The organism is Desertimonas flava (assembly GCF_003426815.1).
GTDB lineage: Bacteria > Actinomycetota > Acidimicrobiia > Acidimicrobiales > Ilumatobacteraceae > Desertimonas > Desertimonas flava.
The window spans coordinates 1-15,801 of sequence record NZ_QKYK01000007.1; the positions used below are offsets into that span (position 1 = coordinate 1).

The 15,801-nt window shown below is 70.7% G+C and carries 15 protein-coding genes; 8 read left to right on the top strand and 7 right to left on the bottom strand.

The window, feature by feature from the left end; all coding sequences use genetic code 11:
- Positions 1–128 precede the first annotated feature (128 nt).
- Positions 129–548, bottom strand: coding sequence for a MarR family winged helix-turn-helix transcriptional regulator (locus tag DN771_RS10255; RefSeq protein ID WP_162941779.1), 420 nt, complete (start codon positions 546–548; stop codon positions 129–131).
- An 85-nt stretch (positions 549–633) separates the two neighbouring features.
- On the opposite strand from DN771_RS10255, the gene DN771_RS10260 reads away from it, so the two are divergent.
- The 4 genes from DN771_RS10260 to DN771_RS10275 all read left to right on the top strand — a co-directional run bounded on the left by DN771_RS10260 (position 634) and on the right by DN771_RS10275 (position 5,378).
- A complete protein-coding gene (locus DN771_RS10260) occupies positions 634–1,446 on the top strand; it encodes a crotonase/enoyl-CoA hydratase family protein (RefSeq protein WP_116997283.1) in 813 nt (270 codons plus the stop codon).
- Positions 1,443–3,413 (top strand): acetoacetate--CoA ligase, encoded by a 1,971-nt coding sequence (locus tag DN771_RS10265; protein WP_205528524.1) that lies wholly within the window; start codon positions 1,443–1,445, stop codon positions 3,411–3,413. Before DN771_RS10260 ends, DN771_RS10265 begins: the two co-directional genes overlap by 4 nt.
- 148 nt (positions 3,414–3,561) lie before the next feature.
- Complete coding sequence (locus DN771_RS10270) at positions 3,562–4,512, top strand: 3-hydroxyacyl-CoA dehydrogenase NAD-binding domain-containing protein (RefSeq protein WP_116997284.1); 951 nt, start codon at positions 3,562–3,564, stop codon at positions 4,510–4,512.
- On the top strand, positions 4,509–5,378 hold the full coding sequence (locus DN771_RS10275) for an amidohydrolase family protein (protein ID WP_116997285.1): 870 nt from the start codon (positions 4,509–4,511) through the stop codon (positions 5,376–5,378). The genes DN771_RS10270 and DN771_RS10275 overlap by 4 nt, the downstream gene beginning before the upstream one ends.
- Before the next feature lie 437 nt (positions 5,379–5,815).
- Here DN771_RS10275 and pobA read toward each other — a convergent pair whose 3' ends face one another.
- The gene (gene pobA / locus DN771_RS10280) at positions 5,816–7,003 is read right to left on the bottom strand and encodes a 4-hydroxybenzoate 3-monooxygenase (protein ID WP_116997286.1); all 1,188 of its coding nucleotides are present in this window, start codon (positions 7,001–7,003) and stop codon (positions 5,816–5,818) included.
- Between the two features lie 53 nt (positions 7,004–7,056).
- On the opposite strand from pobA, the gene DN771_RS10285 reads away from it, so the two are divergent.
- On the top strand, positions 7,057–8,100 hold the full coding sequence (locus tag DN771_RS10285; protein WP_116997287.1) for an amidohydrolase family protein: 1,044 nt from the start codon (positions 7,057–7,059) through the stop codon (positions 8,098–8,100).
- Positions 8,097–8,777 (top strand): 4-carboxy-4-hydroxy-2-oxoadipate aldolase/oxaloacetate decarboxylase, encoded by a 681-nt coding sequence (locus DN771_RS10290; protein ID WP_116997288.1) that lies wholly within the window; start codon positions 8,097–8,099, stop codon positions 8,775–8,777. Before DN771_RS10285 ends, DN771_RS10290 begins: the two co-directional genes overlap by 4 nt.
- Before the next feature lie 88 nt (positions 8,778–8,865).
- Here the strand turns inward: DN771_RS10290 and DN771_RS10295 are convergent, their stop codons facing one another.
- Positions 8,866–9,492, bottom strand: coding sequence for a GntR family transcriptional regulator (locus DN771_RS10295; protein WP_116997475.1), 627 nt, complete (start codon positions 9,490–9,492; stop codon positions 8,866–8,868).
- Between the two features lie 37 nt (positions 9,493–9,529).
- Between DN771_RS10295 and DN771_RS10300 the strand changes: the two genes are divergently transcribed.
- Positions 9,530–10,363 carry a TIGR03560 family F420-dependent LLM class oxidoreductase gene (locus DN771_RS10300; RefSeq protein WP_162941780.1) on the top strand — a complete coding sequence of 278 codons (834 nt, stop codon included), beginning with the start codon at positions 9,530–9,532 and terminating at the stop codon, positions 10,361–10,363.
- Between the two features lie 343 nt (positions 10,364–10,706).
- Here DN771_RS10300 and DN771_RS10305 read toward each other — a convergent pair whose 3' ends face one another.
- From DN771_RS10305 to DN771_RS10320, 4 genes are read right to left on the bottom strand one after another with little or no spacing between them, the layout of a single operon-like run.
- Positions 10,707–11,591, bottom strand: a complete 885-nt coding sequence (locus DN771_RS10305; protein ID WP_116997290.1) for an amidohydrolase family protein — start codon at positions 11,589–11,591, stop codon at positions 10,707–10,709.
- Entirely contained in the window at positions 11,588–12,676 is a 1,089-nt protein-coding gene (locus DN771_RS10310; RefSeq protein ID WP_205528526.1) for a 4-oxalomesaconate tautomerase, read from the bottom strand. The genes DN771_RS10305 and DN771_RS10310 overlap by 4 nt, the downstream gene beginning before the upstream one ends.
- Entirely contained in the window at positions 12,673–13,392 is a 720-nt protein-coding gene (locus DN771_RS10315) for an alpha/beta fold hydrolase (protein WP_116997291.1), read from the bottom strand. The genes DN771_RS10310 and DN771_RS10315 overlap by 4 nt, the downstream gene beginning before the upstream one ends.
- Positions 13,389–14,495 carry a 5-methyltetrahydropteroyltriglutamate--homocysteine S-methyltransferase gene (locus DN771_RS10320; protein WP_116997292.1) on the bottom strand — a complete coding sequence of 369 codons (1,107 nt, stop codon included), beginning with the start codon at positions 14,493–14,495 and terminating at the stop codon, positions 13,389–13,391. Before DN771_RS10320 ends, DN771_RS10315 begins: the two co-directional genes overlap by 4 nt.
- Before the next feature lie 153 nt (positions 14,496–14,648).
- On the opposite strand from DN771_RS10320, the gene DN771_RS10325 reads away from it, so the two are divergent.
- A complete protein-coding gene (locus DN771_RS10325; RefSeq protein ID WP_116997293.1) occupies positions 14,649–15,794 on the top strand; it encodes an ABC transporter substrate-binding protein in 1,146 nt (381 codons plus the stop codon).
- Positions 15,795–15,801: the final 7 nt, after the last annotated feature.

Below are 15,801 nucleotides of genomic sequence, written 5' to 3' on the forward strand. Positions count from 1 at the left end.
TCAGCACCATCAACCGGCGAACCCGATCAGGAACACGACTCCGTGCCATCACCAACACCTCCAAGGCTCAAGGTGTTGCACTCACCGCTGGCGGGCAGGCTGGCACCATCTGTTACCGCCGCCACCGCCTACGGCGGCGGCTCCGTGGTGGCGAGGGTCAGCAGGCGCACGAGCTCGCGGCGCTCGGCAGCATCGAGCGCGTGGAGCGTGCGGTCCTCGGCGGCGGCGATTCGCGGCAGGACCTCGGCCACGAGCCGGGAGCCGGCCGTGGTGATCGTGGTGGCGAGCTGCCGGCCGCCTTCGGGCAGCGGAGACCGGAGGACCAGCCCGGCGGCCTCGAGGGAGCGGACCACCTTGTGCATCGCCTGGGGCGTGACCAGCGAGCGCCGGGCGAGCCTGGCGTTGGAGAGGCCGGGACGATTCGCCAGCACGGAGAGCGCGGTGAACTCGGTGAGGCTCACGCCGGTGTCAGCGAGGACCGCTTCGAGCTGGGTGCGGATGAGTCGATCGGTCCGACCGATGAGGTAGCTCGCCGTCTGTTCGCCCATCGGGCCACTCTGACAGACAGTCGCCGCCTGGGCCCATATATTCACCCGGTTGACATACCAACCTGGTGTGCCTACCGTTGAGCCGATGGGGGAACCAGGGCGCCTGAGCGCGCACGTCATGGTCGACATCCGCCCGCCGGTGGCCGTCGTGATGCTCGACCGGCCGGCCAAGCGCAACGCCCTCGACATGGAGACCGTGCTCGCCCTCGGATCGTTCTTCGGCGATCCGCCCGACGGCGTCGCCGCCGCCGTCCTCACGTCGTCGGGACCGCACTTCAGCGCCGGCCTCGACCTGTCCGAGCTCACCGAGACCTCGGTGTTCGAGGGCGTGCTGCACAGCCGCAGCTGGCACCGCCCGTTCGACGCCATCCAGTTCGGCAAGATCCCCGTCGTGTCCGCGCTCTGTGGTGCGGTGATCGGCGGCGGCCTCGAGCTGGCCTTGGCCACGCACATCCGCGTCGCCGAGCCGTCGGCCTTCTACGCCCTGCCCGAGGGCAGCCGCGGCATCTTCGTCGGCGGCGGGGCGTCGGTGCGACTGCCCCGGCTGATCGGTGTCCACCGGATGATGGACATGATGCTGACCGGACGGGTGCTCGACGCCACCGAGGGCCACGACCTCGGGATCTCGCAGTACCTCGCCACGGACGGCGGCGGCCTCGACCGGGCCATCGAGCTGGCCACCCGCATCGCCGAGAACTCACCCGTCACCAACTACGCAGTCCTCCAAGCGCTGCCCCGAATCGCGGACATGGGTGCCCAGGAGGGACTGTTCGTCGAGTCGCTGATGGCGGCCGTGAGCCAGGGATCCGACGAGGCCAAGGCGCTGCTGCGTGAGTTCCTCGCCGGCCGCGCCAGCAAGGTGGCAGCAACGACCACGACCCCTGGGGCGACGCCGTGACGGTGACCGACGGCGAGGTGCTGTACCGGCCCGGCCCCGACGTGCGTCGCACGTCGCGCATCGGCCGCTACATGGACTGGCTGGCGACCGAACGCGGCATCGAGGCAGAGGACTACGCCGCCCTGTGGCGATGGTCGGTCGCCGACATCGACGCCTTCTGGCGATCGATCTGGGACTACTTCGGTGCCCGATCGACCACGCCGGTCGGCCCGACGCTCGGCCGGCGGGAGATGCCGGGTGCCGAGTGGTTCCCCGGCACCCGCCTCAACTACGCGGGCGAGTTCCTGCGCGCAGTCGACGGCCGCGAGGACGACGTGGCCGTCATCGGCGTCTCCCAGACACGCGACACGGTGACCTACACGAACGCCGGGCTCGTCGACCTCATCGGCCGCATCCGTGCCGGCCTCGTGCGGTCGGGCGTGCAACACGGCGACCGGGTCGTCGCCTACATGCCCAACCTCCCCGAGACGGTTGCCGCGTTCCTGGCCACGGCGAGCCTCGGCGCGATCTGGGCGTCGGCGGCACCCGAGTTCGGCCCGCAGGCCGTCATCGACCGTTTCGGCCAGCTCGAGCCCACGGTGCTGCTCACCGTCGACGGCTACCGCTACGGCGACCGCGACATCGACGTCCGCGAACGCGTCGCCGCCGTCCGGGCGGCGATCCCGTCGCTGCGCCACACGGTCGCCCTGCCGTACAACGGTCGCGTCGTCGACGGCGCCGAGCCATGGGAGGAGTTCACACGCGAAGCGACGGCGATCGACGCCGTGCCGGTCGCCTTCGACCACCCGCTGTGCGTGCTGTTCTCCTCGGGTACGACCGGCCTGCCCAAGGCGATCGTCCACGGCCACGGCGGCATCACGCTCGAGGCCTACAAGAACCACGCCCTCAGCTGGGACCTCGGACCCGGCAGCCGATTGATGTGGTTCACGACGACGGCGTGGATGATGTGGAACGCGCTCGTGTCGGCGCTGCTGACCGGCGCGTCGATCGTGTGCATCGACGGCAACCCGATGGCCCCCGATCTCGACACGCAGTGGCGCATCGCCGAGCAGACGCGACCGACGATGATGGGCCTCGGTCCGGCGTTCATCATGAACTGCGCCAAGCAGGGCTCGACCCCGGCGAAGGACTACGACCTGAGCTCGCTGCGCCTGCTCGCGGCCGCCGGCTCGCCACTGCCGGCGGAAGGCTTCGTGTGGGCCCACGAGCAGTTCGGCGACCGCGCCCCGCTGTACGTCGGCAGCGGGGGCACCGACGTGTGCACCGGTCTCCTCCAGGGTTACCCGATCGTTCCCGTCTACGCCGGCGAGATCTCGGCCAAGTGCCTCGGCGTCGCGGCGTACGCGTTCGACGAGCGGGGCAACTCGGTCGTCGGCGAGCTCGGCGAGCTCGTCATCACCGAACCGATGCCGTCGATGCCCGTGCGCTTCTGGGGCGACGACGCCGACATGTCCCGCTACCGGGCGACCTACTTCGAGCACTACCCCGGCGTCATGCGCTTCGGCGACTGGGTCCGCTTCACCGACCACGACACGAGCGTTGTCACCGGCCGCTCCGACGCCACGCTCAACCGCGGCGGCGTCCGCATCGGCACGGCCGAGATCTACCGCATCGTCGAGCAATTGCCCGAGATCGCCGACAGCCTGGTCGTGCACCTCGAGGATCCGTCCGGCGGGATGGGAGAGTTGGTGCTGCTCGTGCAGACCGACCACGCCGACGGCCATCGGGTCGACGACGAGCTCGCCCGGACGATCCGCACCGCCCTGCGTGACGACCTGTCACCGCGGCACGTGCCCGACACCATCGTCGCCGTCGCCGGCGTGCCCCGGAACCTGACCGGCAAGAAGCTCGAGCTGCCGGTCAAGAAGATCCTCCAGGGCGCCGACATCGCCACCGTGGTGTCACGCCAGGCGATGGCCAACCCCGACGTGCTCGACGACTGCCTCGCGGCCGTGCAGGGGCGCTGATGTCCGACCGATGGCATCCGCGCGATGAGCGCCAGGGCCACGTGGCGGCCTCATCGCTCATCGCCCGCCGCGGCGTCCCGGACGCGATGAGCGACCGGGCCGGCTGGCGGCCTCATCGCTCATCGCACGACGAACGCGGGCCACGCTGATGGCGCACGTCGCCATCGTCGGGACGGGGGTGATCGGCGCCAGCTGGGCGGCGCTGTTCGCCGCCCACGGCCACGAGGTACGGGCCACCGACCCGCGGCCGGACGCCGCCGGTGCGCTGCGGGCGGCCATCGATCGCTGCTGGCCGTCGCTGGAACGGCAGGGGCTGGTCGCCGACGGCGCGTCGCCCGATCTCGTCGGCATGGCGGCGAGCCTCGCCGATGCCGTCGACGGCGCGGCGTTCGTGCAGGAGAGTGCGCCGGAGCGTCTCGACCTCAAGCTCGATCTCTACCGCCAGATCGACGCGGCCGCCGGAGGCGACGTGGTGATCGCCTCGAGCTCGTCGGGGTTGATGCCCACCGAGCTGCAGCGCGCGTGTGCACACCACCCCGAGCGGGTGCTCGTCGGCCATCCGTTCAACCCGCCGCACCTCGTTCCCCTCGTGGAGGTCGTGGGTGGTGCGGCGACGTCGGACGCGGTGATCGGCGACGCGATGGACCGGTACTCGTCGATCGGCAAGTCGCCGATCCACATCCGCGCCGAGCTTCCCGGCCACGTGACCAACCGCCTCCAGGCGGCGCTGTGGCGTGAGGCCTACTGGCTCGTCGAGCAGGGCGTCGTGTCGGTGGCCGAGATCGACCGGGCGATCGCCTCGGGTCCCGGACTGCGCTGGGCGCTGCTCGGGCCGTTCGCCACGCAGCACCTGTCGGGTGGTGACGGCGGCATCGCCCACGTCGTCGAGCACCTCGGCCCCCCGATGGTCGAGTGGTGGGAGACGATGCGCACCCCGGCGTGGACCCCCGAGCTCAAGGCCGCAGTCGTCGCCGGCGTCGAGGCCGAGCTGGCCGGGATCGACGAGGCGGCGATGACCGACGACCGCGACCGGCTGCTGGAACAGCTCATCGTCGCCAAGGCTGCGGCAGCCCACCTGCCCGAGGAGCGGCGTCGATGAGCTGGGACCTCGATGCCCTCGTCGCCATCGACACGCACGTCCACGTCGAGCAGGACGCCCACGGATGTTGCGCGCTCGATCAGGAGCTGCTCGACGCATCGGCCGCCTACTTCAAGGGCACCGACAACCGCACGCCGACCGTCGACGACCTCGCCGCCTACTACCGCGACCGGCGCATCGGCGCCGTCGTGTTCACCGTCGACGCAACGACCGCCCTCGGCCACCCGGCGCTGTCGAGCCTCGAGATCATCGAGCGCTGCGCCGACCACGCCGACATCCTCGTGCCGTTCGCCTCGGTCGATCCCCTCGCCGACGACGCCGCGGCACGAACCCGCGCCCTCGTCGCCGCCGGCGCCAAAGGCTTCAAGTTCCATCCCAGCCTGCAGGCCTTCGAACCCAACGACGTGCGCTACTACCCGATCTACGAGGCGATCGCCGAGGCCGGGCTGCCGACGGTGTTCCACACCGGCCAGACGGGCATCGGCGCCGGGCTGCCCGGCGGTCGTGGGATCAAGCTGCGCTACAGCGATCCGATGCTCCTCGACGACATCGCCGCAGACCTCCCGTCGCTCACCATCGTCCTCGCCCACCCGTCGGTGCCCTGGCAGGACGCGGCGATCTCCATGGCGACCCACAAGTCCAACGTCTACATCGACCTGTCCGGCTGGCTGCCGAAGTACTTCCCGGCGCAGTTGGTGCGGGCGATCAACGGGCCGCTGCGCCAGAAGGTGCTGTTCGGCTCGGACTATCCGGTGATCTCGCCCGACCGCTGGATGGCGAGCTTCGCCGACCTCGAGATCAAGGACGAGGTCCGCCCGCTCGTCATGAAGGCCAACGCCATCAGGATGCTCGGCCTCACCGGGTAGCGCCCCTGCCGGTTGTGTTCACTCCCCGCACCTGCTGCGGGCACCGCTCACCGCACACCGCCCGGCCCCGCCGGCTGTGTTCGCCATCCGCCCCTGCTCCGGGCAACGCTCACCGCACACCTCCCCGCCCCGCCGGCTGTGTTCACCACCCGCACCAGCTGCGGGCAACGCTCACCGCACACCTCCCGGCCCCGCCGGCTGTGTTCACCACCCGCACCAGCTGCGGGCAACGCTCACCGCACACCTCCCGACCCCGCCGGCTGTGTTCACTCCCCGCACATGCTGCGGGCAACGCTCACCACAACCTCCCCGCCCCGGCCGGCCGTCTTCACCACCCGCACCGGCTGCGGCCAACGCTCACCACACACCCCGTCCCGGTGCGGGCTGTGTTCACGACCCGCAGCAGTTGCGGGCTGTGTTCACCTCCGGCAGGGCGGTCAGTCCTCGAACGGCAGGCCGGCGTACTGCTCGGCCATCGCCGCTTGGGCGTTGGGCGACGAGGCCAGGTAGTCGAGCTCGGCCTCCTGGGCCCGCAGGTCGAAGTCGGTCTGGTCGGGAAACCGGTGCAGCAGCGTCGTCAGCCACCACGAGAATCGCACCGCCCCCCACACCCGGCGCAGGGCCATGTCGGAGTAGCCGTCGAGATAGTGGTCGTCGCCGTCGGCGTAGTGGGCGGCGAAGCCACGGGCGAGGTAGTACACGTCCGACACGGCGAGGTTGAGACCCTTGGCGCCGGTCGGCGGCACGATGTGGGCGGCGTCGCCGGCGAGGAATAGGTTGCCGTAGCGCATCGGCTCGGCGACGAAGCTGCGCAGCGGGGCGATCGACTTCTCGATCGACGGCCCGGTCACCACGCCGGCGGCCACGGAGGGCCCGAGTCGGGTGAGCAGCTCGGGCCAGAAGCGATCGTCGGGCCAGTCGTCGACCGAGTCGGTCAGCGGGCACTGCACGTAGTAGCGGCTGAGCATCGGGTTGCGCCGCGAGGCGAGGGCGAAGCCGCGCTCGTGATGAGCGTAGACCACGTCCTCCAGCGGCGGCGTCTCGGACAGGATCCCCAGCCAGCCGAACGGATACTCCTTCTCGTACGTCCGCAGCACCGACGCCGGGACGGTGAGACGGGAGACGCCGTGGAAGCCGTCGCAGCCGACGACGAAGTCGGCCTCGACGCGCTGGCGTTCACCATCACGACTGAACGTGACCGACGGTCGGGCCGAGGTGACGTCGTGCAGCTCGACATCGGACGCCTCGAAGAAGATCTCGGCGCCGCGCCGATCGGCGGCGAGGTACAGGTCCTCCTGGATCATCGTCTGGCCGTACGACATGAAGTTCGAACCGACGTACTTGTGGATGTCGATCGTCAGCACATCGCGCCCGCCCCAGGCGATCGCCGGCCCCCCGTGGACGTGCCCCTCCCGGTCCATCCGCTCGCCGAGACCGAGCCGGCGCAGGTACTCGACCGTGCCCCACTCGAGCACGCCGGCGCGGACCCGCCCGAGCACGTGGTCGCGACTCGCCCGCTCGACGACCACCGACGCGATTCCCGCCTGATGGAGCGCGTGCGACAAGAGTGTCCCCGCCGGGCCCGCTCCGATGATGACGACGTCGGTGGCGAGCGACACAGCAATGGTCTACAAGATTGTTGACAATCGAGCAAGGGCAGCGCCATCATGCTTCGAGCATGATCGTCGACTGCCACGGCCACTTCACCACGGCGCCGGCGCAGCTCGGCGCCTATCGCGACGCCCAGAAGGCGGCGCTGGCAGCCGATCCCGACCACGTCGGCACGCGCGGGTCGTTGTCGATCTCCGACGACGAGCTGGTGGCCGCGCTCGAGCCGAACCAGCTGCGGCTGCAGCGCGAGCGGGGCATCGACGTCACGCTGTTCTCGCCTCGCGCCTCGTGGATGGGCCACCACATCGGCAACGAGCACACCAGCCGCTTCTGGACCGAGCACTGCAACGACCTCATCCGCAGGGTGTGCGACCTCTACCCCGACCAGTTCGTGCCGGTCTGCCAACTCCCCCAGTCCCCCGGTGCCGGCGTCGCCTCGTCGGTGCGCGAGCTGCGGCGGTGCGTCGAGGAGATGGGGTTCGTCGGGTGCAACGTCAACCCCGACCCGTCGGGTGGGCTGTGGAACGGCCCGCCGCTGTTCGACCGGGAGTGGTGGCCGCTGTACGAGGCGCTGTGTGAGCTCGACGTGCCGGCGATGATCCACGTCAGCGCGGCCTGCAACCCGCACTTCCACACCACCGGGTCGCACTACCTCGGCGCCGACACCACGGCGTTCATGCAGGCGCTCACGTCGGGACTCTTCCGCGACTTCCCGACGATGCGTTGGGTGATCCCCCACGGTGGCGGCGCCGTGCCGTACCACTGGGGACGGTTCAAGGGCATGGCCGAGGAGAACCTCGACGCCGGCTGGTCGTCGCTCGGCGACCTCATGGAGAACGTCTTCTTCGACACCTGCGTGTACCACCAGGCGGGCGTCGACCTGCTCGTCGACGTCGTCCCGACGCGCAACATCCTGTTCGCGTCTGAGATGGTCGGCGCGGTCAAGGGCACCGACCCCGACACCGGCGAGTTCTACGACGACACCAAGCGCTACATCGACCGCGCCGCGCTGTCGGACGAGCAGCGCAGCGACATCTTCGAAGGCAACGTGCGTCGCGTCTACCCCCGCCTGCAGCTGCCGGCGCCGACCGAGGGAGCCCAGCTGCCGTGAACCGCCACGTCGTCGTCCGCACGATCGAACGCGCCGACCCGTCGGTGATCGACGAGCTCGGCGAAGCGGGCACGGCGACCGTGCACGAGGCGATCGGGCGGCGGGGCTACGTCGGCCCTCACATCACCCCCATTCAGCGCGACACCCGGATCGCCGGGTCGGCGATCACCGTGCTCAGCCACCCCGGCGACAACATCATGATCCACGCCGCCGTCGAGGTGTGCCAGCCCGGCGACGTCCTCGTGGTGGTCAACACCGCGCCGTCGACGCACGGGATGTTCGGCGAGCTGCTCGCCACGTCGCTCGCCGCCCGCGGCGTGCGCGGCCTCGTGATCGACGCCGGCGTGCGCGACACGAGGGAGCTGCGGGCGATGGGCTTTCCGGTGTGGGCACAACACGTGTCGTGCCAGGGCACGGTGAAGGCCACGCCCGGCTCGGTCAACGTGCCCGTCGTGCTCGGCGGCGTGACGGTGGGTCCCGGCGACGTGGTGTGTGCCGACGACGACGGCGTGGTCGTCGTCCCCGTGCCGGAGGCGGCGTGGGCGCTCGACCAGACGCGGGCGCGCCTCGCCAAGGAGGCGGCGACGAGGCAGCGGCTGGCCGCCGGCGAGCTCGGCGTCGACATCTACGGCCTGCGGGCCAAGCTCACCGAGCTCGGCGTCGAGTACATCGACTGACCGCACCGCACCCGTTGCGATGAGCCTGGCCAGCGGTATGCGCCGCCAAAACTCATCGCGGCGGCCGCGACCAGGCGGTCGGCCAGCGTCAGTGGTGCTCGGCCCAGGAGCGGAGCACGTCTTGCACGGAGAGCAGGTGGCCGTGCATCGCCTCGGCCGCCGCGTCGCCGTCGCCGCGGATGATCGCGTCGACGATGGCCGCGTGCTGCGGGAGCGAGTCGGACGCCCGCCCGGGCATCGTGGCCAAGCGGAACTGGTGGTGGGCGCCGCGATTGCGCAGGATCCCCACCAACTCGGCGGCCGTCTCGTGGCGACTGATCTCGCGAATGCGCCGGTGCAGCACGCGGTTGAGCTCCGAGTACGCCGTCTGGCGATTGCCGGCCACCGCCGCGCGCATCTCGGTCACGATCCCGGCCAACTCCTCGCGCTCGGCGTCGGTCGCCCGCTCGGCCGCCCGCCGGGCGAGCAGCGACTCCAGCGCGCCGCGCGCCTCGGCGATCTCGATGGCCTCGGCGAGCGAGATGCGCCGCACCGTGGCACCACGATTGGTCTCGTGGGCGACCAGCCCCTCGGCGCTGAGCTCGACGATCGCCGAGCGGATCGCCGCCCGCCCGACGCGGTAGCGCTCGGCCAGCTGCAGCTCGATGAGCCGCTCGCCGGGCGGGAACTCACCGTTCAGGATGTCGTTGCGCAGGGCGTCGCTGACGGCGGCCATATTGTCAACAATCCTACTCCCGGGCTACAACGGACGAATGGCCCGCTACGCGATCAAGACGCCACCCCACCACATCACGTGGACCGAACTGCTCGATCTGTGGCGCTGCGCCGATCAGCTCGAAGTGTTCGAGTCGGCGTGGGTGTGGGATCACTTCTATCCGCTCGCCGAACCGTGGGACGGACCCAACCTCGAGGGTTGGACGATCCTCGGCGCGCTGGCCCAGGCGACGTCGCGCCTGCGCATCGGTTCGATGGTCAACGGCATGCATCACCGGCACCCTGCGGTCACCGCCAACATGGCGGCGACGCTCGATCACATCTCCGGTGGCCGGTTCGCGCTCGGCATGGGTGCGGGGTGGAACTTCATGGAGTCGGACGCCTACGGCATCCCGCTCGGCACGCTTCGCGAGCGGTCCGATCGCTTCGAGGAGGGCATCGAGGTGATCGCCTCGATGCTCAGCCAGAAGGAGACGACGTTCACCGGCACCTGGTTCCAGCTCGAGAAGGCGTGGTGCGAACCGCGGCCCGTACAGGAGCACATCCCGATCGTCGTCGGCGGCAAGGGCAAGCGGCGCACGCTGCGCACGGCGGCGCGCTTCGCCGACCAGTGGGACATGACGTTCCCCACCGACCCCGACGACTGGCTGTCCCACGACGCCGAGCTGCGCCGCCATTGCGACGACGTCGGCCGCGACCAGTCCACCATCACCCGCTCGATCCACCTCGCCTTCGCCTCCGGCGACGATCCGTCGGCCCTCCGTGACCACGCCGCCCCGTTCTTCGAATCCGGCGTCGACGTCGTCATCTGGTCGGCACGCGACACCGTCGCCCCCTTCGCCGTCGAAGCCCTCGCCAACGCCCTCACCTGACACCGACGCGTAACGGATGGTGCCTGGCACCATCCGTTACCACCGCGCCGGCGATGCGTGAGCGGAGACGACGGATACCTGCATGGAGCGCTCACCGTTCGGCGAACGCCCGCCTCATCGGCGACCGTCGCCATGCGAAGTGTGAGCCGAGAGAGCAGAATCCTGGCGCCATGGCTCACAGTTCGCCGCCACGTCCGACGCGTCACGGATGGTGCCCGCAAGCGCGCCGCGACGCACGGACGCGTAACGGATGGTGCCTGGCACCATCCGTTACCACAGCGCCGGCGATGCGTGAGCGGAGACGACGGATACCTGCCGTCTGAGCTCACCGTTCGCCGCCGTGTCAGGCAAAGTCGTAGAGGCGTTCGGGGTTGGTGACGAGAACCTGCCTGCGGAGGGTCTCGTCGGGGATGAAGTCGACGAGCAGATCGACGAGGTCGCCGTCGTCGGGCATGTGGCGCACGTTGGGGTGCGGCCAGTCGGTGCCCCACAGCACGCGATCGGGTGCGGCGGCGACGAGCGCCCGGGCGAACGGCACGACGTCGTCGTAGGGCGGCGGTCCGTCGGCGGTGAGCCGCTCGGCGCCGGAGATCTTCACCCACGCCCGGTCGTCACGCATCAGCTCGAGCAGCGCCTGGAACGGCGCCTGGTCGAGACCACCGGCTGTCGGGACCCGCGCCATGTGGTCGATCACGTACGGGCACGGCATGCGGTCGAGCAGCTCGGCGTGCTCGGGCAGGTCCTTGGCGTCGAAGTGCAACACGATGTGCCAGCCGAACGGCTGCACGCGGTGGACGAGATGCCAGAACGTGTCGAGGTCGGGCGCCCCGCCGAGGTGGGCGACGAAGTTGAAGCGGGTGCCGCGCACGCCGGCGTCGTGCAGGGCGGCGAGGTCGGCGTCGGTGAACGAGTCGTCGATCATCGCCACCCCGGCGTAGCGGCCGGCGCCGCGTCGCAGCGCGTCGACCATCGCCGCGTTGTCGGTGCCGTGACACGACGCCTGCACGAACACCGCTCGCGACAGACCGAGGCGCTCCTGCAGCCGCTCGAAGTCGTCGATGCCCGAGTCGGGCGGGGTGTACGCCCGGTCGGCGGCGAACGGGAAGCGCGCGGCGGGCCCGAAGATGTGGCAGTGGGCGTCGGTGGCGCCGGCCGGCGGCGTCCACCGGGTAGGCGCGTGCGGATCCGGGTGCGGTCCGGGGATCGCCTTGGGCTCGCCCGCGCTCATGACTCGGTGTCTCTGTACTCGGTGGGGAACACGGTGCCGTCCATCAGCTTGCGGGCGGTGCGGACGATGCCGGCGCGGCGGACGACAGGGCTGGGGCCCGACGCATCGACGTCGATCGTCGCGGTCAGCGAGCCGCTCGGGTGCTCGCACACGAGCGTCCCGCCGGAGCCCGCTCCCGGCCGGGTGACCGACGCCGCCGGCGTACCGGGCAGGAGCGCCGCCGTCGCCACCGACACGGCGCCGAACACGCCGATCGCCTCGTGGCATCGGTGCGGGATGAACGTGCGCGTCGACACGTCGCCGCCTGCCGTCGGTGGCGACACCATCGTGAGCTTCGGCACCGTCGTGTCGGCGACGTCACCGAGGTGCATCAGGTGCCCGGCTCGGAGCCGGATCGACTCGAGGCGGCCGCGCAGGGCGGCGTCGGCCTCGAGCTCGGCCGGGGACTCCGTGCCGGCGATGCCGAGATCGCTCGCCCGCATCACGACGACCGGCATGCCGTTGTCGATCAGCGTCACCTCGACGCCGTCGATCACGTCGACCGCGTTCCCCGTCGGCAGCAGGGCGCCGCACGTCCCGCCGGCGACGTCCTCGAAGTCGATGCGCACCGGCGCCGCCGTGCCGGGCACGCCGTCGATCGCCGTGCCGCCGCGGTACTCCGGGCGGCCGTCGCGCACCTCGACCGTCACCGTCGCCACCGAATCGGTGTTCACCATGTACACCCGCACCGCGGCCTCGGTCCCACCGGGCGCCTCGATGAGGCCGCGCTCGATGGCGAACGGCGCCGTGGCGGCGAGCAGGTTGCCGCAGTTCTGGCGGTCGCTCACGGTGGGCTGGTCGACTCCGACCTGGAGGAAGTGGTAGTCGATGTCGATGCCGTCGCGGGCGCTGGCCCCCACGACGGCGACCTTGCTGGTGAGCGGCGTCGCCCCGCCGACGCCGTCGATCTGGCGGACGTCGGGTGATCCCATCACGCGGAGCAACACGCTGTCTCGTGAGGCCTCGTCGGCGGGAAGGTCGTCGGCGACGAAGAAGGCGCCCTTCGACGTGCCTCCGCGCATCAGCATGCAGCGGATGCCGTTCATCGCGCTCCCCCGTGCCGGGTCACCCAGTCGACGAGCAGCGCCGCGACCACGTCGGGCTGCTCGACGGTGACAAAGTGCCCGGCGCCCTCGACCACCTCGAGCACCGCGCCGGGGATCCGGCGGGCGATGTCCTCGTGCTGGTCGACGGGACTCCACTCGTCCTGTCGACCGACGACGACCAGCGTCGGCACGGTGATGGTGCCGAGCAGCGAGGTGACGTCGGGACGCCGGAGCAAGGCGGTGATCTGCCGGGCGTGACGGGCCCGATCGGAGCGGCCGACCATCTCGCGCAGCGGGGCCATCAACGACTCGTCGCCGCGGCGGTCGGGATGCACCATCGGCGGCAGCCAGGCGTCGGTGAGCGCGCCCATGCCCTCGGCCGCGAGGTCGAGCATCGCCTGGCGTCCTTCGCACTCACCGGGTGCCACGGGGTGGACGCCCGTGGAGAGCAGCACCAGGGTCCTCACGCGCTCGGGCGCCAGCCGCCACACCTCGAGCGCGACGCGGCCGCCCATCGAGTGGCCGAGCACGTGGACTGGCTCGTCGTCCGCGCTCACCACGTGCAGTGCGGCGCGGGCCATGCCACTCAGGTCGTCGTGATCACTGCCGTCGGCGACCACCACGTCGGCGAGCCCGTCCAGCGCGGCGACCTGGCACCGCCACACGTACTCGTCGGAGAGCAGCCCGGGGATCGCCAGCACGCGCCGGCGGCTCATCCCCACACGTCACCGGCGACGTCGACCACCAGCCGGAGCTTGGCCCACTGGTCGGCCTCGGTGATCTCGTTGCCCTCGACCGTGCTCGAGAATCCGCACTGCGGGCTGAGGCACATCTGGTCGAGATCGACGTAGGCGGCGGCCTCGTCGATGCGCGCCTTGAGCTCGTCGGGGTCCTCGAGCTCGGGGGTCTTCGACGTGACGAGCCCGAGGACGAGCGTCTTGTCGGCGGGGAAGAACCGCAGCGGGGCGAAATCGCCCGACCGCTCGTCGTCGTACTCGAGGAAGTAGGCGTCGACGTCGATCTCGTTGAACAGCACCTCGGCGACCGCCTCGTAGCTGCCGCTGGCGAAGTGCTTGCTGCGGAAGTTCCCCCGGCACAGGTGGATGCCCACCGTCAGGTCGTCGGGGCGGCCGGCGAGGGCGTGGTTGATCAGCGCCGCGTAGGTGCGCGGCAGTTCGTCGGGATCGTCGCCGCGGTCGACGGCACCCTGCCGCATCACCGGATCGCACAGGTAGGCGAGGTTGGTGTCGTCGAGCTGCAAATAGCGACAACCGGCGGCGTAGAGCGCGTCGATCTCGTCGCGGTAGCACTGGGCCAGGTCGTCGAAGAAGCCGTCGAGGTCGGGATACGACTCGATGTCGATGCCGCCGCGGCCGCCGCGGAAGTGCACCATCGTCGGCGAGGGGATCGACACCTTCGGCGTCTGCGACGTGTGGGCGGCGAGGAAGCGGTAGTCGTCGACCTGGATCGGATGGCGGTGCTGCAGCTTGCCGGTGACGGTGATCTTCGGCGGCGCCTGGTGCACGGTCTCGCCGGCGTCGGAGCTGGCGGGGATCATGCCGCTGACCGTGACGCCGTCGAGCTGCTCCAGGAAATCCAGGTGGAACCACGCCCGCCGGAACTCACCGTCGGTGATGCTGCGCATCCCCGTGGCCTCGAGGTCGACGATCATCGCGGCGATCGCCTCGTCCTCCACGCCACGCAGTTCGGCGGCGTCGATCTCGCCGGCCGCCCACCGCCGGCGGGCCTCGAGCACCGCCGGCGGACGCAGCAGGCTGCCGACGTGGTCGGCACGGAACGGTGGGCTGAGTCGTGACATCGATTCCCTCTCGTGGCTCGACGGGTCGGTCGGCCGAAGTTGTCTACAAGATTGTGGACAATCGTTCGGCGCTTGTCTAGGGTGACTTTCTGACAGCGTCTGGCGCTCGCCGTCTGGGGGCCAACCGGCCGTCACAGAGACACAGGGGGAACCATGATCAGATCGCGCAGGGGCTTCGTGCTGCTCACCGCTGCACTGCTCACCGCCGTCACCGCGGCCGGCACGGCGGCGGCCACGACGGCACCGCCCACCGACACCGAACCCGCCGGCACGGAAGCGGCTGGCACCGAGTCCGCCGGGTCCGAAGCTCCCGCTCCCGAGATCGGCGAGCTCGAACAGACCGACCTGACGATCGGCCTCATCCCGATCGCCGACGTCGCACCGGTCTTCATCGGCCTCGAACGCGGCATCTTCGAGGACTACGGCCTCAACGTCACCACCGAGTTCGCCGCCGGCGGTGCCGCCGCCATCCCGGCGCTGCAGTCCGGCGACATCGACCTCGCCTTCGGTGGCTACCCGACGGGCATCGCCGCCGTCCAGGCCGGGCTGCCGATCCTCATCTCGTCCGAGGCCGTCCGTTCGGGAGACCTGTTCGCCGGCCTCTACTCGATGCCCGATTCGGGGATCGAGGAGCCCGCCGACCTCGCCGGCGCGACGATCGCCGTCAACACGCTCGACAACATCGTGCAGATGGCGGTCGAGGCCCACCTCGTCGACGCCGGCCTCTCCCTCGACGACGTGACGCTCGTCGAGATCGGCTTCCCCGACATGGTGGCGGCGCTCGAGACCGGCAACGTCGACGTCATCGCCGTCGTCGAGCCGTTCGGCACGATCGCCCGCCAGACGCTCGACGCCAACCTCATCGTCGACATGTTCTCGGCCCGCCTCGAGAACTTCCCGGTCGCCGGCTGGTTCGTCACGTCCGACTGGGCGGCCGAGAACCCCAACACGCTCGCCGCCTTCAACGCCGCCTTCGCCGAGGCGACCGACATCGCCGTCAACGAGGAGGGCGCGCTGGCCGCCATCGTGCAGACCTACACGAACGCCACGCCCGAGCTCGCCGCGGCGCTCAACTACCCGAACATGGTGGCCGGCCTCGACGTCGAGTACCTCCAGATCGTGTCCGACTTCATGTTCGAGCAGGGGCTGATCGAGGAGGAGGTGTCGGTCGCCGACATGATCATCGACAACCCGCCGCCGAGCTCGGTCACCGACGGTGCCTCCGACGGCACAGCTGCCGACACGATGGCCGCCGACACGATGGCCGCCGACACACCGGCGAGCACGGTCGCCGGCTGACGCCGGT